General features: G+C 50.0%; 15 protein-coding genes and 2 pseudogenes. 9 read left to right on the top strand and 8 right to left on the bottom strand.

Translation table 11 applies throughout. The annotated features are described in order from the left end of the window. Positions 1-175: 175 nt before the first annotated feature. Together AC0YNU_RS30665 and AC0YNU_RS30660 are read left to right on the top strand one after the other, a co-directional pair. Positions 176-322 carry a hypothetical protein gene (locus tag AC0YNU_RS30665; protein WP_475763441.1) on the top strand — a complete coding sequence of 49 codons (147 nt, stop codon included), beginning with the start codon at positions 176-178 and terminating at the stop codon, positions 320-322. Positions 323-498: 176 nt separating this feature from the next. Beyond that, positions 499-879, top strand: a complete 381-nt coding sequence (locus AC0YNU_RS30660; RefSeq protein WP_475763439.1) for a VOC family protein — start codon at positions 499-501, stop codon at positions 877-879. Between the two features lie 330 nt (positions 880-1209). Here AC0YNU_RS30660 and AC0YNU_RS30655 read toward each other — a convergent pair whose 3' ends face one another. Next, the gene (locus tag AC0YNU_RS30655; protein WP_475763437.1) at positions 1210-2658 is read right to left on the bottom strand and encodes a catalase; all 1449 of its coding nucleotides are present in this window, start codon (positions 2656-2658) and stop codon (positions 1210-1212) included. A gap of 163 nt (positions 2659-2821) precedes the next feature. Continuing rightward, a pseudogene (locus AC0YNU_RS30650) lies at positions 2822-3137 on the bottom strand (NAD(P)-dependent oxidoreductase); the annotation flags it as partial. An 11-nt stretch (positions 3138-3148) separates the two neighbouring features. Here AC0YNU_RS30650 and AC0YNU_RS30645 point away from each other — a divergent pair. Beyond that, a complete protein-coding gene (locus tag AC0YNU_RS30645; protein WP_475763434.1) occupies positions 3149-3901 on the top strand; it encodes an LLM class flavin-dependent oxidoreductase in 753 nt (250 codons plus the stop codon). A 584-nt stretch (positions 3902-4485) separates the two neighbouring features. Here the strand turns inward: AC0YNU_RS30645 and AC0YNU_RS30640 are convergent. Both AC0YNU_RS30640 and AC0YNU_RS30635 read right to left on the bottom strand, forming a co-directional pair. Next, a pseudogene (locus tag AC0YNU_RS30640) lies at positions 4486-5526 on the bottom strand (IS110 family RNA-guided transposase); the annotation flags it as partial. A gap of 474 nt (positions 5527-6000) precedes the next feature. Further along, on the bottom strand, positions 6001-7584 hold the full coding sequence (locus tag AC0YNU_RS30635) for an MFS transporter (RefSeq protein ID WP_475763432.1): 1584 nt from the start codon (positions 7582-7584) through the stop codon (positions 6001-6003). 90 nt (positions 7585-7674) lie between these two features. Here AC0YNU_RS30635 and AC0YNU_RS30630 point away from each other — a divergent pair, with 90 nt between their 5' ends. Beyond that, positions 7675-8307, top strand: coding sequence for a CGNR zinc finger domain-containing protein (locus tag AC0YNU_RS30630; RefSeq protein WP_475763430.1), 633 nt, complete (start codon positions 7675-7677; stop codon positions 8305-8307). A gap of 306 nt (positions 8308-8613) precedes the next feature. On the opposite strand, the gene AC0YNU_RS30625 is transcribed toward AC0YNU_RS30630, so the two are convergent. Continuing rightward, entirely contained in the window at positions 8614-9057 is a 444-nt protein-coding gene (locus tag AC0YNU_RS30625) for a GNAT family N-acetyltransferase (RefSeq protein WP_475763428.1), read from the bottom strand. Further along, on the bottom strand, positions 9054-9800 hold the full coding sequence (locus AC0YNU_RS30620) for an MBL fold metallo-hydrolase (protein WP_475763426.1): 747 nt from the start codon (positions 9798-9800) through the stop codon (positions 9054-9056). Before AC0YNU_RS30620 ends, AC0YNU_RS30625 begins: the two co-directional genes overlap by 4 nt. A gap of 127 nt (positions 9801-9927) precedes the next feature. On the opposite strand from AC0YNU_RS30620, the gene AC0YNU_RS30615 reads away from it, so the two are divergent. Then, positions 9928-10356, top strand: a complete 429-nt coding sequence (locus tag AC0YNU_RS30615; RefSeq protein ID WP_475763424.1) for an Lrp/AsnC family transcriptional regulator — start codon at positions 9928-9930, stop codon at positions 10354-10356. A gap of 318 nt (positions 10357-10674) precedes the next feature. Here AC0YNU_RS30615 and AC0YNU_RS30610 read toward each other — a convergent pair whose 3' ends face one another. Next, positions 10675-10887, bottom strand: coding sequence for a DoxX family protein (locus AC0YNU_RS30610; protein WP_475763422.1), 213 nt, complete (start codon positions 10885-10887; stop codon positions 10675-10677). A gap of 124 nt (positions 10888-11011) precedes the next feature. Here AC0YNU_RS30610 and AC0YNU_RS30605 point away from each other — a divergent pair, with 124 nt between their 5' ends. Beyond that, positions 11012-11332, top strand: coding sequence for a winged helix-turn-helix transcriptional regulator (locus AC0YNU_RS30605; RefSeq protein WP_475763420.1), 321 nt, complete (start codon positions 11012-11014; stop codon positions 11330-11332). A gap of 389 nt (positions 11333-11721) precedes the next feature. On the opposite strand, the gene sigZ is transcribed toward AC0YNU_RS30605, so the two are convergent. After that, positions 11722-12276, bottom strand: coding sequence for an RNA polymerase sigma factor SigZ (gene sigZ, locus AC0YNU_RS30600; protein ID WP_475763418.1), 555 nt, complete (start codon positions 12274-12276; stop codon positions 11722-11724). A gap of 104 nt (positions 12277-12380) precedes the next feature. On the opposite strand from sigZ, the gene AC0YNU_RS30595 reads away from it, so the two are divergent. From AC0YNU_RS30595 to AC0YNU_RS30585, 3 genes are all read left to right on the top strand, one after another. Further along, positions 12381-13022 (top strand): ThuA domain-containing protein, encoded by a 642-nt coding sequence (locus AC0YNU_RS30595; protein WP_475763416.1) that lies wholly within the window; start codon positions 12381-12383, stop codon positions 13020-13022. Positions 13023-13398: 376 nt separating this feature from the next. Next, positions 13399-13707 (top strand): PadR family transcriptional regulator, encoded by a 309-nt coding sequence (locus AC0YNU_RS30590; protein ID WP_475763507.1) that lies wholly within the window; start codon positions 13399-13401, stop codon positions 13705-13707. Further along, entirely contained in the window at positions 13704-14051 is a 348-nt protein-coding gene (locus AC0YNU_RS30585; RefSeq protein WP_475763414.1) for a DUF1048 domain-containing protein, read from the top strand. Before AC0YNU_RS30590 ends, AC0YNU_RS30585 begins: the two co-directional genes overlap by 4 nt. Positions 14052-14060: the final 9 nt, after the last annotated feature.

The following is a 14060-nucleotide window of genomic DNA, read 5'->3' as shown; positions in this document are numbered from 1 at the left end:
AACTCTCCGCTGTCTTTTGACATCCTTTTTCGTTGAATTTGTTCAACCTATCTGAAAACTCTTCACTGACCGCATATCGTAACACTTTCTTTTAAATTTGCTGTTACATAAGTTTGACGATATTGGAAAGGATACAACTTGGGGTTCCATCATTTGGAGAAGGGGATGATTTCAGATGAACAATAACGAAAAAACGGATCCAAAACAAAATGTTGACCAAGGTAAGATGAAAAATGCTCAGGAGATGAATGAATTAGGAATCGACTATATCTGGGGTAGCGACCAAGATGAACTAGTCCAGAAACAGAAGAAGGAGGAGTAATCCTGAATTAACAGGATACGAGCGCAAAAGCGATGGAACCAATCCCTCGCTTTTTTTGCATTGCGGTGCCGAGCTACGCTAACGGGCAGGTTAACGCAACCATTCATGGATTTTTATGTATTTATTATGATTGGTAGCAAATGACCAATACTTTTTATAGGTGGTGAGTCGAGATTATGAAAAAACCAGCGTTGATTGGAATTGATGGAGTCTATATCCCTGTTTCCAACAGGGAGAAATCAGAGCAATGGTACATCGAGCACCTTGGATTGGAGAGTAACGAGGATTATTTACTCGCAGGTAAACAAGAGGTTTTTCTACGCGAGCGATCGGATAATCAAGTTCTAACTTTTAAGACAAACCAATGGTTGGTAAGTGGACAAACTTATGAAATGCCAGTAGTCTGTTTTCGAACTTCAGATATTGGTGGACTTTATGAGCACGCCCGTTCGAATGGGATACGTATCGAAGAAATGATTGTACATAGCTGGTTTAGAGAATTTGATTTCTATGACCCCGATGGCAATAAATTAAAAGCTTGGCAACCGAATGAGTAGCAAAAGAACACAATGGTTATTCAACTAACGGGAGACGATAGTTCAATAAAACAGCAACAGTCTAGGACTTTATTTTCTCAGTCCATGGCTGCTGCTGTTTTATTTTTGAGGTTAGTCTAATACTTAATTTTCGAATGTAACGGTTTGTAAATCCAATAAACCGCGCGGCTGCAATACATGCAATCTAATACTTTATTTTCTCAATACATCGGAAACGCGTGTTTTTGGGACCATAATTCAAATACGCCGATTCTGGGCAAAATAACCGCTTTCCTGTCCGCTTACGGAAGCAAGGCGATCCCCGGCGCTCGGCTCGCCCGTTCGATCCCCTCAGCCTCCGGCCATCTGCCGGATGCGCGACTCGACGCGTTCGCCGAGCACTGCTGACGCTTGGCACAGATAGTCAAGCACGACGCGCTGCGATTCGGCGGTTGCAAGGCTCAGAGCGCCGGAGAGATTGTCGACCAGATGCGTCTGCTGCATGGCATCGAGGGCGCGATAAAATTGGCCCGCTTGGGCGAAATTATCGGCCTTGGGCAGCTCGGCGCGCACGAGCTGGCCCTCCACGTACCGGCCTTCCCCGCTCGTGATCTGGGATTCCGGCGTCCAGTCGGCTTGCCGATTGACCGGGACGTTGCGGAAGTCCGGCCCGATGCGCCGGCGCTGCGAGTCGGTGTAGATGTTCGCGCGTCCTTGCAAGATTTTATCGTCCGATAGTTCGGCGCCGTCCAGCAGGTTGGATACCGAGAAAGCGAGTTTCTCCACCTGCTCCATGTAATTATCCGGATTGCGGTTCAGGTAGAGGCGTCCAACGGGCTGCAGCGGGTAGAAGTTCTCGTCCCACACTTTCGTAGGGTCGAGCGGATCGTACGAAAGGACGGCGGCGTCATCGGGGTTCATGAGCTGCACGCAAAGCTCGTATTCTACCGTGCCGCCGGCGGCTATCGCGTCGTAGAGGTCTTGACCGGCGAAATCCGGATTCTCGCAGCCGAGGCGCGCCGACTCGACGGCATCGATGTACTGCAGACCGGCTAGCGGAATCCAGCGGTACTTCACGTACTTACGCACGCCTTCGGCATTGCGCCAGACATAGGTATTCACGCTGTGGCCGGATAGATGCCGATAACTCTTGACGGTGCCCGCGTCGGAGAAGAGCCATAATAGAAAATGGGTCATTTCCGGCGCCCGGGCGACGAAGCTCCACAGAAGCTGGGGATCGGCCAAGTTGTTTACCGGGGAGGGCGAGAGCGCTCGGATGGATTCCGGGAAACGGATCGGATCTCGGATGGTAAAGACGGGAATGTGGTTGAAGATGAAATCGAGCACCCCTTGCTCGGAGTAGAATTTGGTCGCGAACCCGCGAATGCCGCGGGACGTATCGGGCGTTCCTTTATTGCCGCCGGCCAGCGAGAAGCGCACCGCGACGGGCACTTCCTGACCCGGCGTCTGCAAGAAGCAGAGCTTCGTATGCGCCGACATGTCGTGCGTGGTGCGGAAGTAGCCGAACGCGGCGTTGCCTTTGACGTGCACGGGTCTCTCGATGATTTTGCTATGTATGAACGTCTCGAGCGTCTCATGCAGCTTACTGTCTTGCTCCAGTATGGGGCCGCGCGGGCCGACGGTCTGCGAATGAAGAGCTGCGGAGTTGTCGCCGGTTCCTTTCGCGGCAGCTTGCGTGTGAGGGTGGTATACGTCATGCGTTTCCGCGGGTTGCGCTTGCTGCGACGGCTGCGTCTGCTGCGCCTCTGATTTCAGGTTGGTTTCGTTCACGTCGTCCATGCTTTAACCTCCTATGGCAATCCTCCTCGATACAATACTGTTTATGCGGAGCATCAGGGCAACTATGACTGCTTGTCGCGAATTGGTGATCGATACCTTGCAATTCGCATGGAAGAAGCAGAAAAGCTGCTTCCCTCTCGGAAAACAGCTCTCGTTCCAATGCTTATTCGTCTTCGCCTACGACGGTGAAGCGCTGGTTCGCGTGTCGCGGCTGCTCGATCTCGTCCACGATGGCGTCGGCATAGTCGGTGTAGCTAATGTAGTTCTGACCTTTGCCGTTAAGGATCACATGGTCCTTGCCGGTTACGTAAGCGCCGGTTCGATTGCCGGAGGGGTCGAAGAATGCCGCCGGGCTGACGTAGGTCCACGAGATGCCGGACGACGCGCGCAATTGATCGAGCTGTTTGCCGGCATTGAGGGCCGTCGTGTCCATCAGCTTGGTTCGCGTTGCTGTCGTCGGTATAGAGGCTGCCCGCTCCGGGAGGTGGGCGTGATTGCGGAGCCCGGCAAAGTGCGGGCGATCGAGCATGCCGGCGATACGTTCAAAGTGCGCGGACCGCTGAACATTCCGCGTTCGCCGCAGGGGTACCCTGTCCTCGTGCAGGCCGGTTCGTCCGAGGATGGCAAAGAATTCGCCGCGCAGTACGCGGAGGCGATCTTCACCGAGCAGCAGACGCTAAAGGAAGCGCAGCAATACTATGCGGACGTGAAGGCGCGGGCGGCCCGATATGGCCGTAACCCGGATCATTTAAAAATCCTGCCCGGCATTTGCGCGGTAATCGGCGTGACAGAGTCCGAGGCGAAAGAGAAGGAACAGACATTGAGCGAGCTGACCGTACCGGAATACGGGTTGAATCAGCTATCGAATATGCTTGGCTTGGATCTGTTCACGTATCCGCTCGACGGCCCGCTGCCGGAACTGCCGAACGTCAGCCAAATCAACGGCAATAAGAGCCGATTCCAGCTCGTGGCCACTCTTGCGCGGCGCGATCAGCTGACGATCCGCCAGCTGATTCACCGTCTTGCCGGTGGCCGCGGGCATCGGGTATTTGCTGGGACAGCGGTGCAGGTCACGGACCAGCTGGAAGAATGGTTCAAGCAGGGAGGCAGCGATGGCTTCAATGTCATGCCGCCATACTTGCCTGCAGGGCTGGAAGAATTCGCGTCGCAGAGCAAAGAAGAGAGCAAATCACGGAACGGAGAAGACATCAAAGAGAATTGTTTTATTGATGTATTCGGGTGAGGGGGGCATGTCACGTTCGCTGCCAAGCCGAAAAGTAAAGTCGAGAGAGATCTTCGATGACTGGACGATTCCCTTTTGCATTTTCTATGGAAACTTCGCAACCACAAGCAGGAGTGCATTGCAGTTCTCGATTCCATGCCTATTGGTTCTATATCCTCCGACAAAAGATCATTCCGACCACTAGGGCAGCTAGCGGGTCTAGTTATGGGAAGGTGAAGAATAGCGCCTTAGATTATCAGATAATCTAAGAAAACCGCTGCAGCCGCGAGGCTCAGCGGTCGGATAGAAGAAGGGATGGTATCGTCAAATTCGGTAACCGAAGCGCATGCGGGAACAGAAGGGGCGAGTTTTCGCTCCTTTTTTTACTGCTCTGTTGCACGCCGCTCCACGTACCTCCGGAGGCTTTCACTCCCATTTCTCGACGGGTCGATGCCCTTTCATTCCTTCGTTACGCCTATCCGGTGGGTGGAGGCCGGTTATCCTAACGGTACGGGTCTGTGCCCTTTTGTTTAACGCAATCCGGTACTCCGTGCAGTCTTGAGATCCCGCGAATAAGCCAATATTCGTACTATTTCGAGAAGTAGTTAAGCAGCTTGTTTCATAGGGAGAGCGCGATCCGGTTCGTAAGCTTCACCGCTTTGAGCCATGGCAACCAATAGGCGTGCCAACCTGCCGCAAAGCTTCATCACAGAGCGCATCGGCTTCATGCTTTTCGTCTTTACATTCATTTCGTGCTGTCGTTTAAACGATCCATCGTTCATGATGAGGGCCATGGTTGCCATAAACAGGGCATGCCGAAGCCTTGGCCGGCCACGTTTGCTGATCGACATCTGGCCTTTCCATTTGCCTGAACTCGCTTCAGCCAGGTTGAGGCCGGCATGCCGCAGCAATGCATTGCCATGTGAATAGCCGCTGAGGTCGCCAGCCTCACCCAGAATACCGGCGACAGACAAAATGCTCATGCCCTTGATGGCCAGCAGCGGCTTGGCTAGTGGGATCCGGGCCAAAGTAGCCGCCACTTCACCTTCGATGACTTTCAGCTGCTCCGTAGCCAGCTCATATTCGGCAAGCAACTGTTGCAGATGAAGCTTGTAGGCTTTCTCGGCATGCTTGGCGCCAACTGAGCGCGTTGCTAGTGCTAGTAGTTCACCAGCTCTTCGTTCACCGCTGTGCCGCTTCATGACCGTTTTCCAACCGTCGACGATTTGACGAACAGTGAGTTTTTGAAGATCGGCAGGCGTTGGAAAGAGACGCAAGGTTGCTAGCGATCCGGAGCCAATGAGGTGTTTGTAAACCTGCCGCAGCTCGGGGAAGACAATGTCGACCCAGCGGTGGATCTGGTTTTTGACGCTGACGTTACGATGGACAATGGTCTCCCGGTTTGCCATGAGGACGCGCAGTTCCATGAACACTTCACTGTTTTCTTTGATGATGGTGTAGTAGCCGTTCTTCACCATGTCGGCGATAACAAAGGCATCTTTGATGTCACTTTTGGATGGGGTATTGTCGCGGTTTTCTTTGTTCTTTTTGACGAGATGAGGGTTTGCCAGCACGACCTCGAGGCGCCTGTCTTTGAGCCAGGCAGCGAGGCTGAGCCAATAGTGGCCGGTTGGTTCCATGCCGAGGCGATGTCGATGCCGACGACAAGGTGCTGGATTGAAATGATTTTGTTTGGCTTGGGCTTTAAACTTCAAGATAGAGCGACCTCCTTATGATGGCTAAAGGGCTATGACCCGTGATTAACCCATCGTACCGGAGGCGTTCGTTTTTGTGCAAAGCGCAAATTTAACGCTCTACAGGAATCCTAACGGGAAACGTTAGTTCAATTAAGCAGCACCAAAGCAATAAACCGGCAGCAAGATCGGAGATCCGCTGCCGGTTTATTAAGCGTTAGTAGTTCTAAAGCGGTTTGAAGAAGAGCGGAGGTGTCGGAGGTCAACAACATCTATACACTCAAATTCGCATAAACAGCGGCTTTTTTTATTTATTGTATAGAAGTTCTTGTCGTCAACTCAAGACAAGAACTTCTATACAAAACCGTATTAGGACAAGAACTTCTATACAGCCCCGAGACCCCCGAAAATGCAGGATTTATTAAGCTATTTCTTGCGAATCAGAACCAGACAGAGCACCGTGCCAACAGCCAGAATCACGGAAGCAATCCGTATAATGTCAATCGTTCCATCCACGAAGGATGCGCGAGCAATCTGACGGTAGGTTTCAAGAAGAGGATCATTGTGGAATATGGCGTCATACTCTATTCCCGCCAGACCGTCGCTGCCTGCCATGGGACCCCCCGACTCGATTGCTTGGATCACTTGCTCCCTCGCTGATCCAGTAAGTTGGTTGTCTTGCAACGACTGAACTCTATCTGTAACCAATGAGTTGTAACGGCTGGACAGGATAGCTCCGAAGAGAGCAATTCCGAATGCACTCCCCATCTGGCGAGCCACACTGTTCATTCCGGACGCCATACCCACTCGTTGAACCGGCACGGCTTCGACCGCCAGGTTGGAGATGGGCGGATTAATTAATCCGCTTCCTATTCCGGCGATAATGAATCCGGGTAACAGGACCACCCATTCCGAGGGGGCGTTATGATGGGAGAGATGAGACATGGAGTAAACCCCGATTGTTATCAAAACCATGGAAGCGAGGATAAGCCATTTTGAACCTATTTTCCCCATCAATGCACCGGCCAGAGGGCCGAATAGCAGAGCCATCGCGGTGAATGCGATTAGCTTAACGCCTGACTCCATTGCATCCAATCCGAGGAAGCCTTGCAGGTAGATCGTTAGATTGAATAACAATGCGTACATCCCAGCGCTTAGACAGAAGGCGGCAATCGCTGAGCCCGTAAAGCTGGGAATCCTGAATAAACGGGGATCTACCATGGGGTGTTTTATTTGAAGCTCACCTACGATGAATACGACTAGGGCAAAGATAGATAGGCTGAGCAGTTGCCAAACGTGCGACGAGGTCCAATCGTTGCCCTCTTGGTTAACTTGAATCAATCCGTATATGAGGCAGAACATGAAAACGGTGAAGGCAATGAACCCGAACAGATCGATTCTGCGCGCGGCAGACTCGTCCTTGGATTGCTTGATCGCCCATAAAGAAAGCGATATCGCTACGATGCCGACGGGAAGATTCAGATAGAAAATAGATTGCCATCCGATATGCTTAACTAGAAGCCCGCCGATTACCGGGCCGATCCCCGTGGCTAATCCGCTGACACCGCCCCATACCCCGATTGCGATCCGCCGCTGCCTTCCGCTGAACGTCGCCGAGATGATCGCGAGCGATAAAGGCATCATTGCGGATGCGCCTAGTCCTTGAATGCCTCTAGACATATTCAGCATCGCGATACCGCCTGACAATCCGCACAACAGAGAGCCAATTGTAAATACGGCTATCCCCAACATAAAGAGCGTCTTCCGTCCGAAAATATCGCCCAATCGACTCACAGGAACCAGCACCACAGCAAATACTAAAGTATAAGCGTTGACAATCCATTCCAAGCCTGAGAAATCTGTTTGAAGATCGCTGCTAATGGCCGGCAAAGCGACGTTTACAATTGTAACATCTAGCAGGGCCATGAATAGTCCAAGGCAAACAGCACCGAGCGCCCACCATCTCCTTTCCGGGATTTTCTCCGCAACTTCCGCTAACGACATAACCATTCCTTCCCAGACCTCCTTTCCATCGCGTGTGTAACATGCTAAAATTATATTGCATGTAACGATTGTAATTACCAAGGAGTGACATGTCAAATGATTTTTACCTATTACCAATCGCTCTCCATAGGCCTTGCGGTTGATCTCATCAATACGCTTTGTCCCGTTAAGGGGACCGACAGCTTGTCAACGCCTGAAGAATTGAAGCAATTTCTCGTCGAGAGCGAGAAACATGTTCTGGATTCGGCCTCTAGGAAAAATGAAGGGTTTGATTGGGATGCCGCTATCGCTGTTCATCGGGATACCATTCAATCGTGGCCTGTTCGTTCGGAGGATATCGAGATCGTCCGATCGCTGAGAAAATCTTTGCGGACCGTGTTCGAGTTGGCAAAAGAGCAGAAGGCGCAGGATGCAGCGGCACTTTTGAATGAGCAACTCCGTATTAGTGGGGCGACGCCAAGAATAAGCTGGCTACATGGGCCCTACCATCTGCATTTTGAATCGGAGGAGGATGGATGTGCTCATTGGCTGGCTACGACGACAACCATGGGGCTTGTCTTTGTCTTGATTGAGTTTGGAACCGAGAGATTCGGAATCTGTGCCTCTGCACCCTGTCAGAATGCCTTTATCGATACATCCAAGAACAAGTCCAAGCGCTACTGTTCCGAAGCATGCGCTCATCGTGAGAGCGTAGCGGCCTTCCGCAAACGTCAACGCACTGAAAGCTGAACAAACAGCAAGAAGACACCTATTGGTGCCTTCGGATTTAGCCCTGTAGATGATAAGCTGAACCGTATCACACCTACGTGATCACCCTGACGGTCAATTTTGACTTCGCTATGAAGCAGATCACGATACTTTTTGTCCTCGTAGATCGGCTGCCTTTATCGCAGAATTGCGGGGAAAGCAAAAAAGTCCCAAGTGGGCGCTCAATAATCGACCAGCCACTTGGAACTTTGGAAATCAGTATAGTACGAGGCGAATGTTTCGCTTAGTTGCGAGGGGTGCCAAGTGGTTTATCACGGTCTACTAGAGTTATCCTTTGTATAGTTGCATCCAGTTTGCTCCGTCCTTCAGTAGTTCAAAGCCGAACTTGGCGTAAAGCTCATGCGCATCTTCGGTTACAAGTAAGAAACGCCTCAGTCCTTGCAGATCCGGATGATTCACAATGATCTCCATCATCCTCTTGGACAAGCCTTGACCACGATACTTAGATATGACGAAGACATCGGTCAGATAGGCGAAGGTTGCGCAGTCCGAAACGACCCGGGCGAATCCGATCAGTCGTCCGTTCACCGACGAATCGTACGTACCGACCACGATTGCCGAATGGGCGACGGCTCTCTCGAAAGCGTCAAACGTTAGGTTTTTCGCCCAGTACATATGCTCATGCAGATAGCGGTAGGCAAAGGGCAGGTCGAGCAAGCTCCTATCCGTCGATATCATTACGCCGGAAGTGTTTGTTTCCGTCCGGTTCATAACCAATCACCATCCTCCGGGATGTAGACACGGTCGAGCAACCGCTGCTTGGAGAGCATCGTCCGCAGCACGTCCCTTGTGACATGGCAATGGTTGATGGAATCCATATGAATGGCGACAACCTGGGTATATGGCGCGTATCGGATTAGCTCGACTACGTGATCTTCGTCCATCGTAATCACGTCGCCCACAGCAAATCTCGCCCCGCCTGCGTTGACAATCGTCATATCGGGTTTATAGGTATCCAGCGCTAACTTCACATCTTCACACCAAATTGTATCTCCTGCGATGTACAGTGCGGGCTCTCCTGATGCTTGAAAGACGAAGCCGGATACATGCCCCATTTTCTGGCCGATTTCGCCTGTTCCATGTTGACCATTCGTACGCTGAATGGTTACGCCTCGGAAGGTTACTGAGGTTTGAATCTCCGTTATGTTGGTAAAACCTGACGAACGGATAGCGTCGCTATCTCCCTGTTGACAGAATATAGTCAATGACTTCGATAGCGTCAGCATTGCTGCCTCGTCCCAGTGATCGCGGTGCAAGTGTGATACGAGTACGGCGTCCGGAGAGAGCCATGTGTCTAGTGCGCCAGGCAATGGAACGAGCGGATTGCGCCGTTCGTCGCCGGAATTGGGAATCGGCGGGTTGGCAGCCTGATCACTGAACATAGGGTCTAACAAGAAGGTCACTCCCGCATATTCAATCCATAAAGTCGCATGTCGAATGAGCTGAATGTTCATCTGAATTTCCTCCCAAAAAGTTGATGTGTGATAGTATTGATTTTAGCAATAGTCTCGGGACTCGATACATAACTTGATGAACGAATTCAGGCGGTTTTACTTACGCCGTGAAAGGAGTGGGTGCCAAATGGCCAACCAAGCCATTGACGATATTGATCTGAAGGTTCTGCAAGCTTTGTTGAATAACGCGCTCCTTACCTACAAGGAGATCGGAGAGATTGTACATCTCACAGGGCAGGCAGTTGGCGCGCGGGTACGAAAGCTGGAAGACAGCGGCGTTATCGAAGGTTATACGCTGCGTTGGAATCCCGAAAAGATTGGTTTGAATGTTCATGCCTTTCTTATCGTCTTCATGAACTCCAATCAAGCGCATCAAGCCTTCCGAGACTTCGTCCAGTCGTCTGAATCTGTAGCGGAGGTGCATCGTGTAGGTGGTGAAGGCTGCTATTGGTTGCGCATCCGGATTAGAGACGGTTCTGAACTGAACAAACTATTGGAGGAAGTGCTGAAGTACGGCAATTATAAGTTGAGCCTTTCGATCGATCAGGTCAAGTAGACGACTGTGAGAAAATGGTTAAAAGGATGCAATACGAAATTATTTCACGAGGGAGCACATATTGATATGCCGTACGCCTGGGCAGAGGTAAGGGAGAGGTATCCCTTACCTCTGTGTGTTTTAGGAGATAAGCATGAAGGCCCAGAGAGAATGCGCTCGATCTGATTTTAAAAAAGTCGAAATAGATGTGTGCTGGCAAGTCACAGACCTAACCTGCTAAGAGGACAGCTGCGAGAAACACCAGCTGCAGCAGCAATGTACGGACAAGCAGCTTAGGCGTAGGTCTTCCGCCGATAGTTAATCCTTCCCGGGCTGCCCTTACATTGGCAGGGAACATGGCCACGAGTAGAACCGCAAACAGATGGAAGCCGCGCGGGAGGTAGCGGGGAACAGAATGCCGAGGGCACCCGCAATTTCCAGCCACCCGGTGGCCGTCACAATCCAATTCGGTTTTGGAAAAGCAACCGGGATCATCCGGATGAGATCAGGCCGTCTTTTTCCCCAGTGGGCGGAAGCTGTAAGCAGCAGCATGACGGCCACTGCTCCCTGAAGCGGAGAATGCCAATTGTCGAAATAAGACCAGCTGAACAGCCCAAGAACCCTGAACAGCAGAATCGAAACAACAAGCGTAATTAAAAGTGCCAATAAATGGACCGTGCTGGTCGTTTATGCATTGGAAGGGGGCAGCCTGAGGTATGGGGAAATTAGAAGAAGAATCGACGGTATATCGCAGAAGATGCTGACCCACACACTCCGGCAGCTGGAACGGGACGGATTGGTCAAGCGTATCGTCAAGCCGTCTGTTCCGCCAGTCGTTGACTATTCGCTTACGCTGCTAGGGGTAACGTTAGTGGGACCTCTGCAAACCTTGAAGCAATGGGCAAATAGTGTCTTGCCGCTTATCGAAAGCGCGCGAGAGAATTATGACCAGAATACTGGTGTGGCCACCATAAATTCCGAATTAGAGTTAAAATGACAAAGGTAAAGATTCAACCACAAAATCTGAATACCCAAAGAAATTATTGAAAAGTGGGGCCCCTATAAATTTGAACCCCAATAGTACATATGGGATAGAATCAAATGAGATATTAAAAAGTATTCAGAGTGGAGAGTCTAGAAATCCTGAACTTATTATCAGCTATCTGCAAACAATTCTTTAAATGTATTATCCTGATGGCAAAATAAATATCAGCCGTAGTGAAGATCAAAGCATTGCTAATAAAATAGTTGTAGTTCTAGACTAAACATCCTTACGCCAACGGAGATCATTACTTTAATTAAACAGCCTGCCGGCGTGATTCGGCAGGCTGTTTAGCAATGGGGGGCTTGCAATAAATGTCTTAATACCTCAATTAATTACGCCCCCTATTCGCTGCTCGAACAAGAAGGGTAGCGCCATTTGATATGAAAATCGATAATGTTTCCGTAGTGATCCGACTCAATATGGCAGCATCCAGTCAATAATTCTTTTAGCATCTCACGCCCTCGCTGTACTCTTGATTTTGCCCCCGAATAGGAAATCCCTAGTTGTTCACTCAATTCTTTTTGGGACATTCCTCTCAATATGGAGAGTTCCAAGGCTGTCTTGTATTTTTCCGGAAGCTGTTGAATAACCGATTCGAAACAGGCAATGACCTCTTGGGCCAGATCTGGTTCATCATATTCATCCGTCGTTTGATGTTGGTCGAGCAACTCATCGTTCCACTTTTTCTTGCGAAAATAATCTACCATGCTATTGCGAGCGATTTGATAGATCCAGGACGTCAACTTTTCACTATCCTTCAGTTCGTCGACATGATTATTTATCTTAATAAAGATTTGCTGCACGATGTCTTCCACATCTGCCTGATTCTTGATTCGATTCGAGACGAATCTCTTGAGTTGAGGGTAATAGTCATTCCATATTACGGATAATTCCAAAAAAATTCACTCCACCCTGAAGTTTTTTTAGTCAATCTTGCGTCCATGGTCCATTTCCTACGTCTTCCTATTGTAAAACAAACTTGAAATGAGGAGTAGATCGTATGCCAGTAAAACAAATTCTGTTAATTGGTGATGATTACCCGGGGGCCTGGCATCCACTAGAGCAGGTGGCGCAGGAGTTGGAACAGATTCTGGAAGGTGAATTTCGTTTGACCGTAACCAATAATTATGATGACTTATCCACGCTGGATACCAATGAGTACGAGGCATGCATCTCTTATGCGGATATCTGGACACGAACTTTGACATCCGAGCAAATTGCGGGGCTGCTCAAATTCGTAGCGGACGGAGGCGGCCTGCTTGCTATTCATAACGGCATCTCATTGGCGGGCAGCTATGAGCTGCTGCAGGTAATCGGTGCCAAGTTTATTACACATCCCCCTTATCAGCAGCTTCATTTTTATCGAACAATGCATGATCATCCGTTGTTAGACGGAGTGGAAGATTTTACGATCGATGAGGAGCCGTATCAATTTGAATTCGATCCATATACGCCTCGTACAGTTTTTCTGGAATACGAAAATGCCGGTAAAAGATGGCTTTCTGCATGGGAACAGAATTATGGACTAGGAAAGGTAGTCTATTTACATCCGGGTCACAGGGCAGATTCGTTCAAACCAGAAGCCATCCAACGGCTTATTCTGAATAGCGCACGCTGGATTGTTGAACGCGAACGAGAGTAATGAAGGAAGGTCGCATCTTGCACTCGCCCGAGGAGAGTGAAACGATGAACATAGACCTTCTGTACGAAATTAATCCATCTACAGGAATGCTAACGGGAGACTATAGTTGAATGGACAACGGCAGCCGGCTTGCGATCGGCTGCCGTTGTTCATTGAAGTAACGGGCAGGATAGTTCAACAATTAATTATTCAGTATCGGAAATTCAACAACCGTAAGCTGCGCTGTGCGCGGCTTTTTGTTTATTTAGGGCGATTTATTTTCAAATTCGCTTTGACAACGCCACTACTCCGTGTTACGATGTAGCAGTAGTAAGTAATACTGAATATCAGCGATACAGAATAGTAGAGGGTGATCGGAATGGAAGATTTAACGGAAATGCTAAAAGGCGTGCTCGAGGGCTGCGTTCTTGAAATCATAAGCCGTCAAGAAACTTACGGTTACGAAATCACGCGGCAGTTGAATGCCTCAGGCTTCTCGGACGTCGTGGAGGGAACGGTGTACACCATATTAGTCCGGCTTGAAAAAAGCAAGTTGGTAGAGATCACTAAAAAACCCTCCGACATGGGGCCGCCTCGAAAGTTTTTCGCGCTCAACGAAGCAGGGCGCGAGGAGTTGCGTAGGTTCTGGGCAAAGTGGGAGTTCGTATCTTCGAAAATGAACGAGTTAAAGGAGAGCAGATCATGAACTTCTGGGACAAAATCACCGGCAACGACATGAAGAAAGAATTTAAAGCATTCGAATCGAGGAGCCAAGCGTTGCCGGCCGATTATCAAGCGGCATGGGAAGAAATCAAAGGTAACCTTTGGGGATACTCGGATTTCACCGGTCGCAATCTCATGCCGATTCTGGACGGCGTGCTTGGCCTGCTCGAAGAAACGGCAGCGGAGGGTCAGCAAGTCCAAGAGGTGTTGGGCGATGATATCAAGGGTTTCTGCGGAGCTCTGGCAGGCGAAGAAGGAGCTAAATCTTATCGCGACAAATGGCGCAAGCAGCTCAACGATAGTGTCGCTAAAAAACTAGGCAAATAAGGAGGATAA

The organism is Paenibacillus sp. J31P316, from assembly GCF_056269105.1.
This window is presented reverse-complemented; position numbering and strand designations above follow the sequence as displayed.

Bases quoted from the DNA above. Each gene is read 5' to 3' on its own strand.
- AC0YNU_RS30660 (WP_475763439.1), top strand. From the start codon at position 499: ATGAAAAAACCAGCGTTGATTGGAATTGATGGAGTCTATATCCCTGTT.
- AC0YNU_RS30585 (WP_475763414.1), top strand. From the start codon at position 13,704: ATGAACTTCTGGGACAAAATCACCGGCAACGACATGAAGAAAGAATTT.
- AC0YNU_RS30630 (WP_475763430.1), top strand. From the start codon at position 7,675: ATGATTTTTACCTATTACCAATCGCTCTCCATAGGCCTTGCGGTTGAT.
- AC0YNU_RS30610 (WP_475763422.1), bottom strand. From the start codon at position 10,887: ATGCTGCTGCTTACAGCTTCCGCCCACTGGGGAAAAAGACGGCCTGAT.
- AC0YNU_RS30620 (WP_475763426.1), bottom strand. From the start codon at position 9,800: ATGAACATTCAGCTCATTCGACATGCGACTTTATGGATTGAATATGCG.
- AC0YNU_RS30635 (WP_475763432.1), bottom strand. From the start codon at position 7,584: ATGGTTATGTCGTTAGCGGAAGTTGCGGAGAAAATCCCGGAAAGGAGA.
- AC0YNU_RS30655 (WP_475763437.1), bottom strand. From the start codon at position 2,658: ATGGACGACGTGAACGAAACCAACCTGAAATCAGAGGCGCAGCAGACG.
- AC0YNU_RS30665 (WP_475763441.1), top strand. From the start codon at position 176: ATGAACAATAACGAAAAAACGGATCCAAAACAAAATGTTGACCAAGGT.
- AC0YNU_RS30595 (WP_475763416.1), top strand. From the start codon at position 12,381: ATGCCAGTAAAACAAATTCTGTTAATTGGTGATGATTACCCGGGGGCC.
- AC0YNU_RS30590 (WP_475763507.1), top strand. From the start codon at position 13,399: ATGCTAAAAGGCGTGCTCGAGGGCTGCGTTCTTGAAATCATAAGCCGT.
- AC0YNU_RS30625 (WP_475763428.1), bottom strand. From the start codon at position 9,057: ATGAACCGGACGGAAACAAACACTTCCGGCGTAATGATATCGACGGAT.
- AC0YNU_RS30615 (WP_475763424.1), top strand. From the start codon at position 9,928: ATGGCCAACCAAGCCATTGACGATATTGATCTGAAGGTTCTGCAAGCT.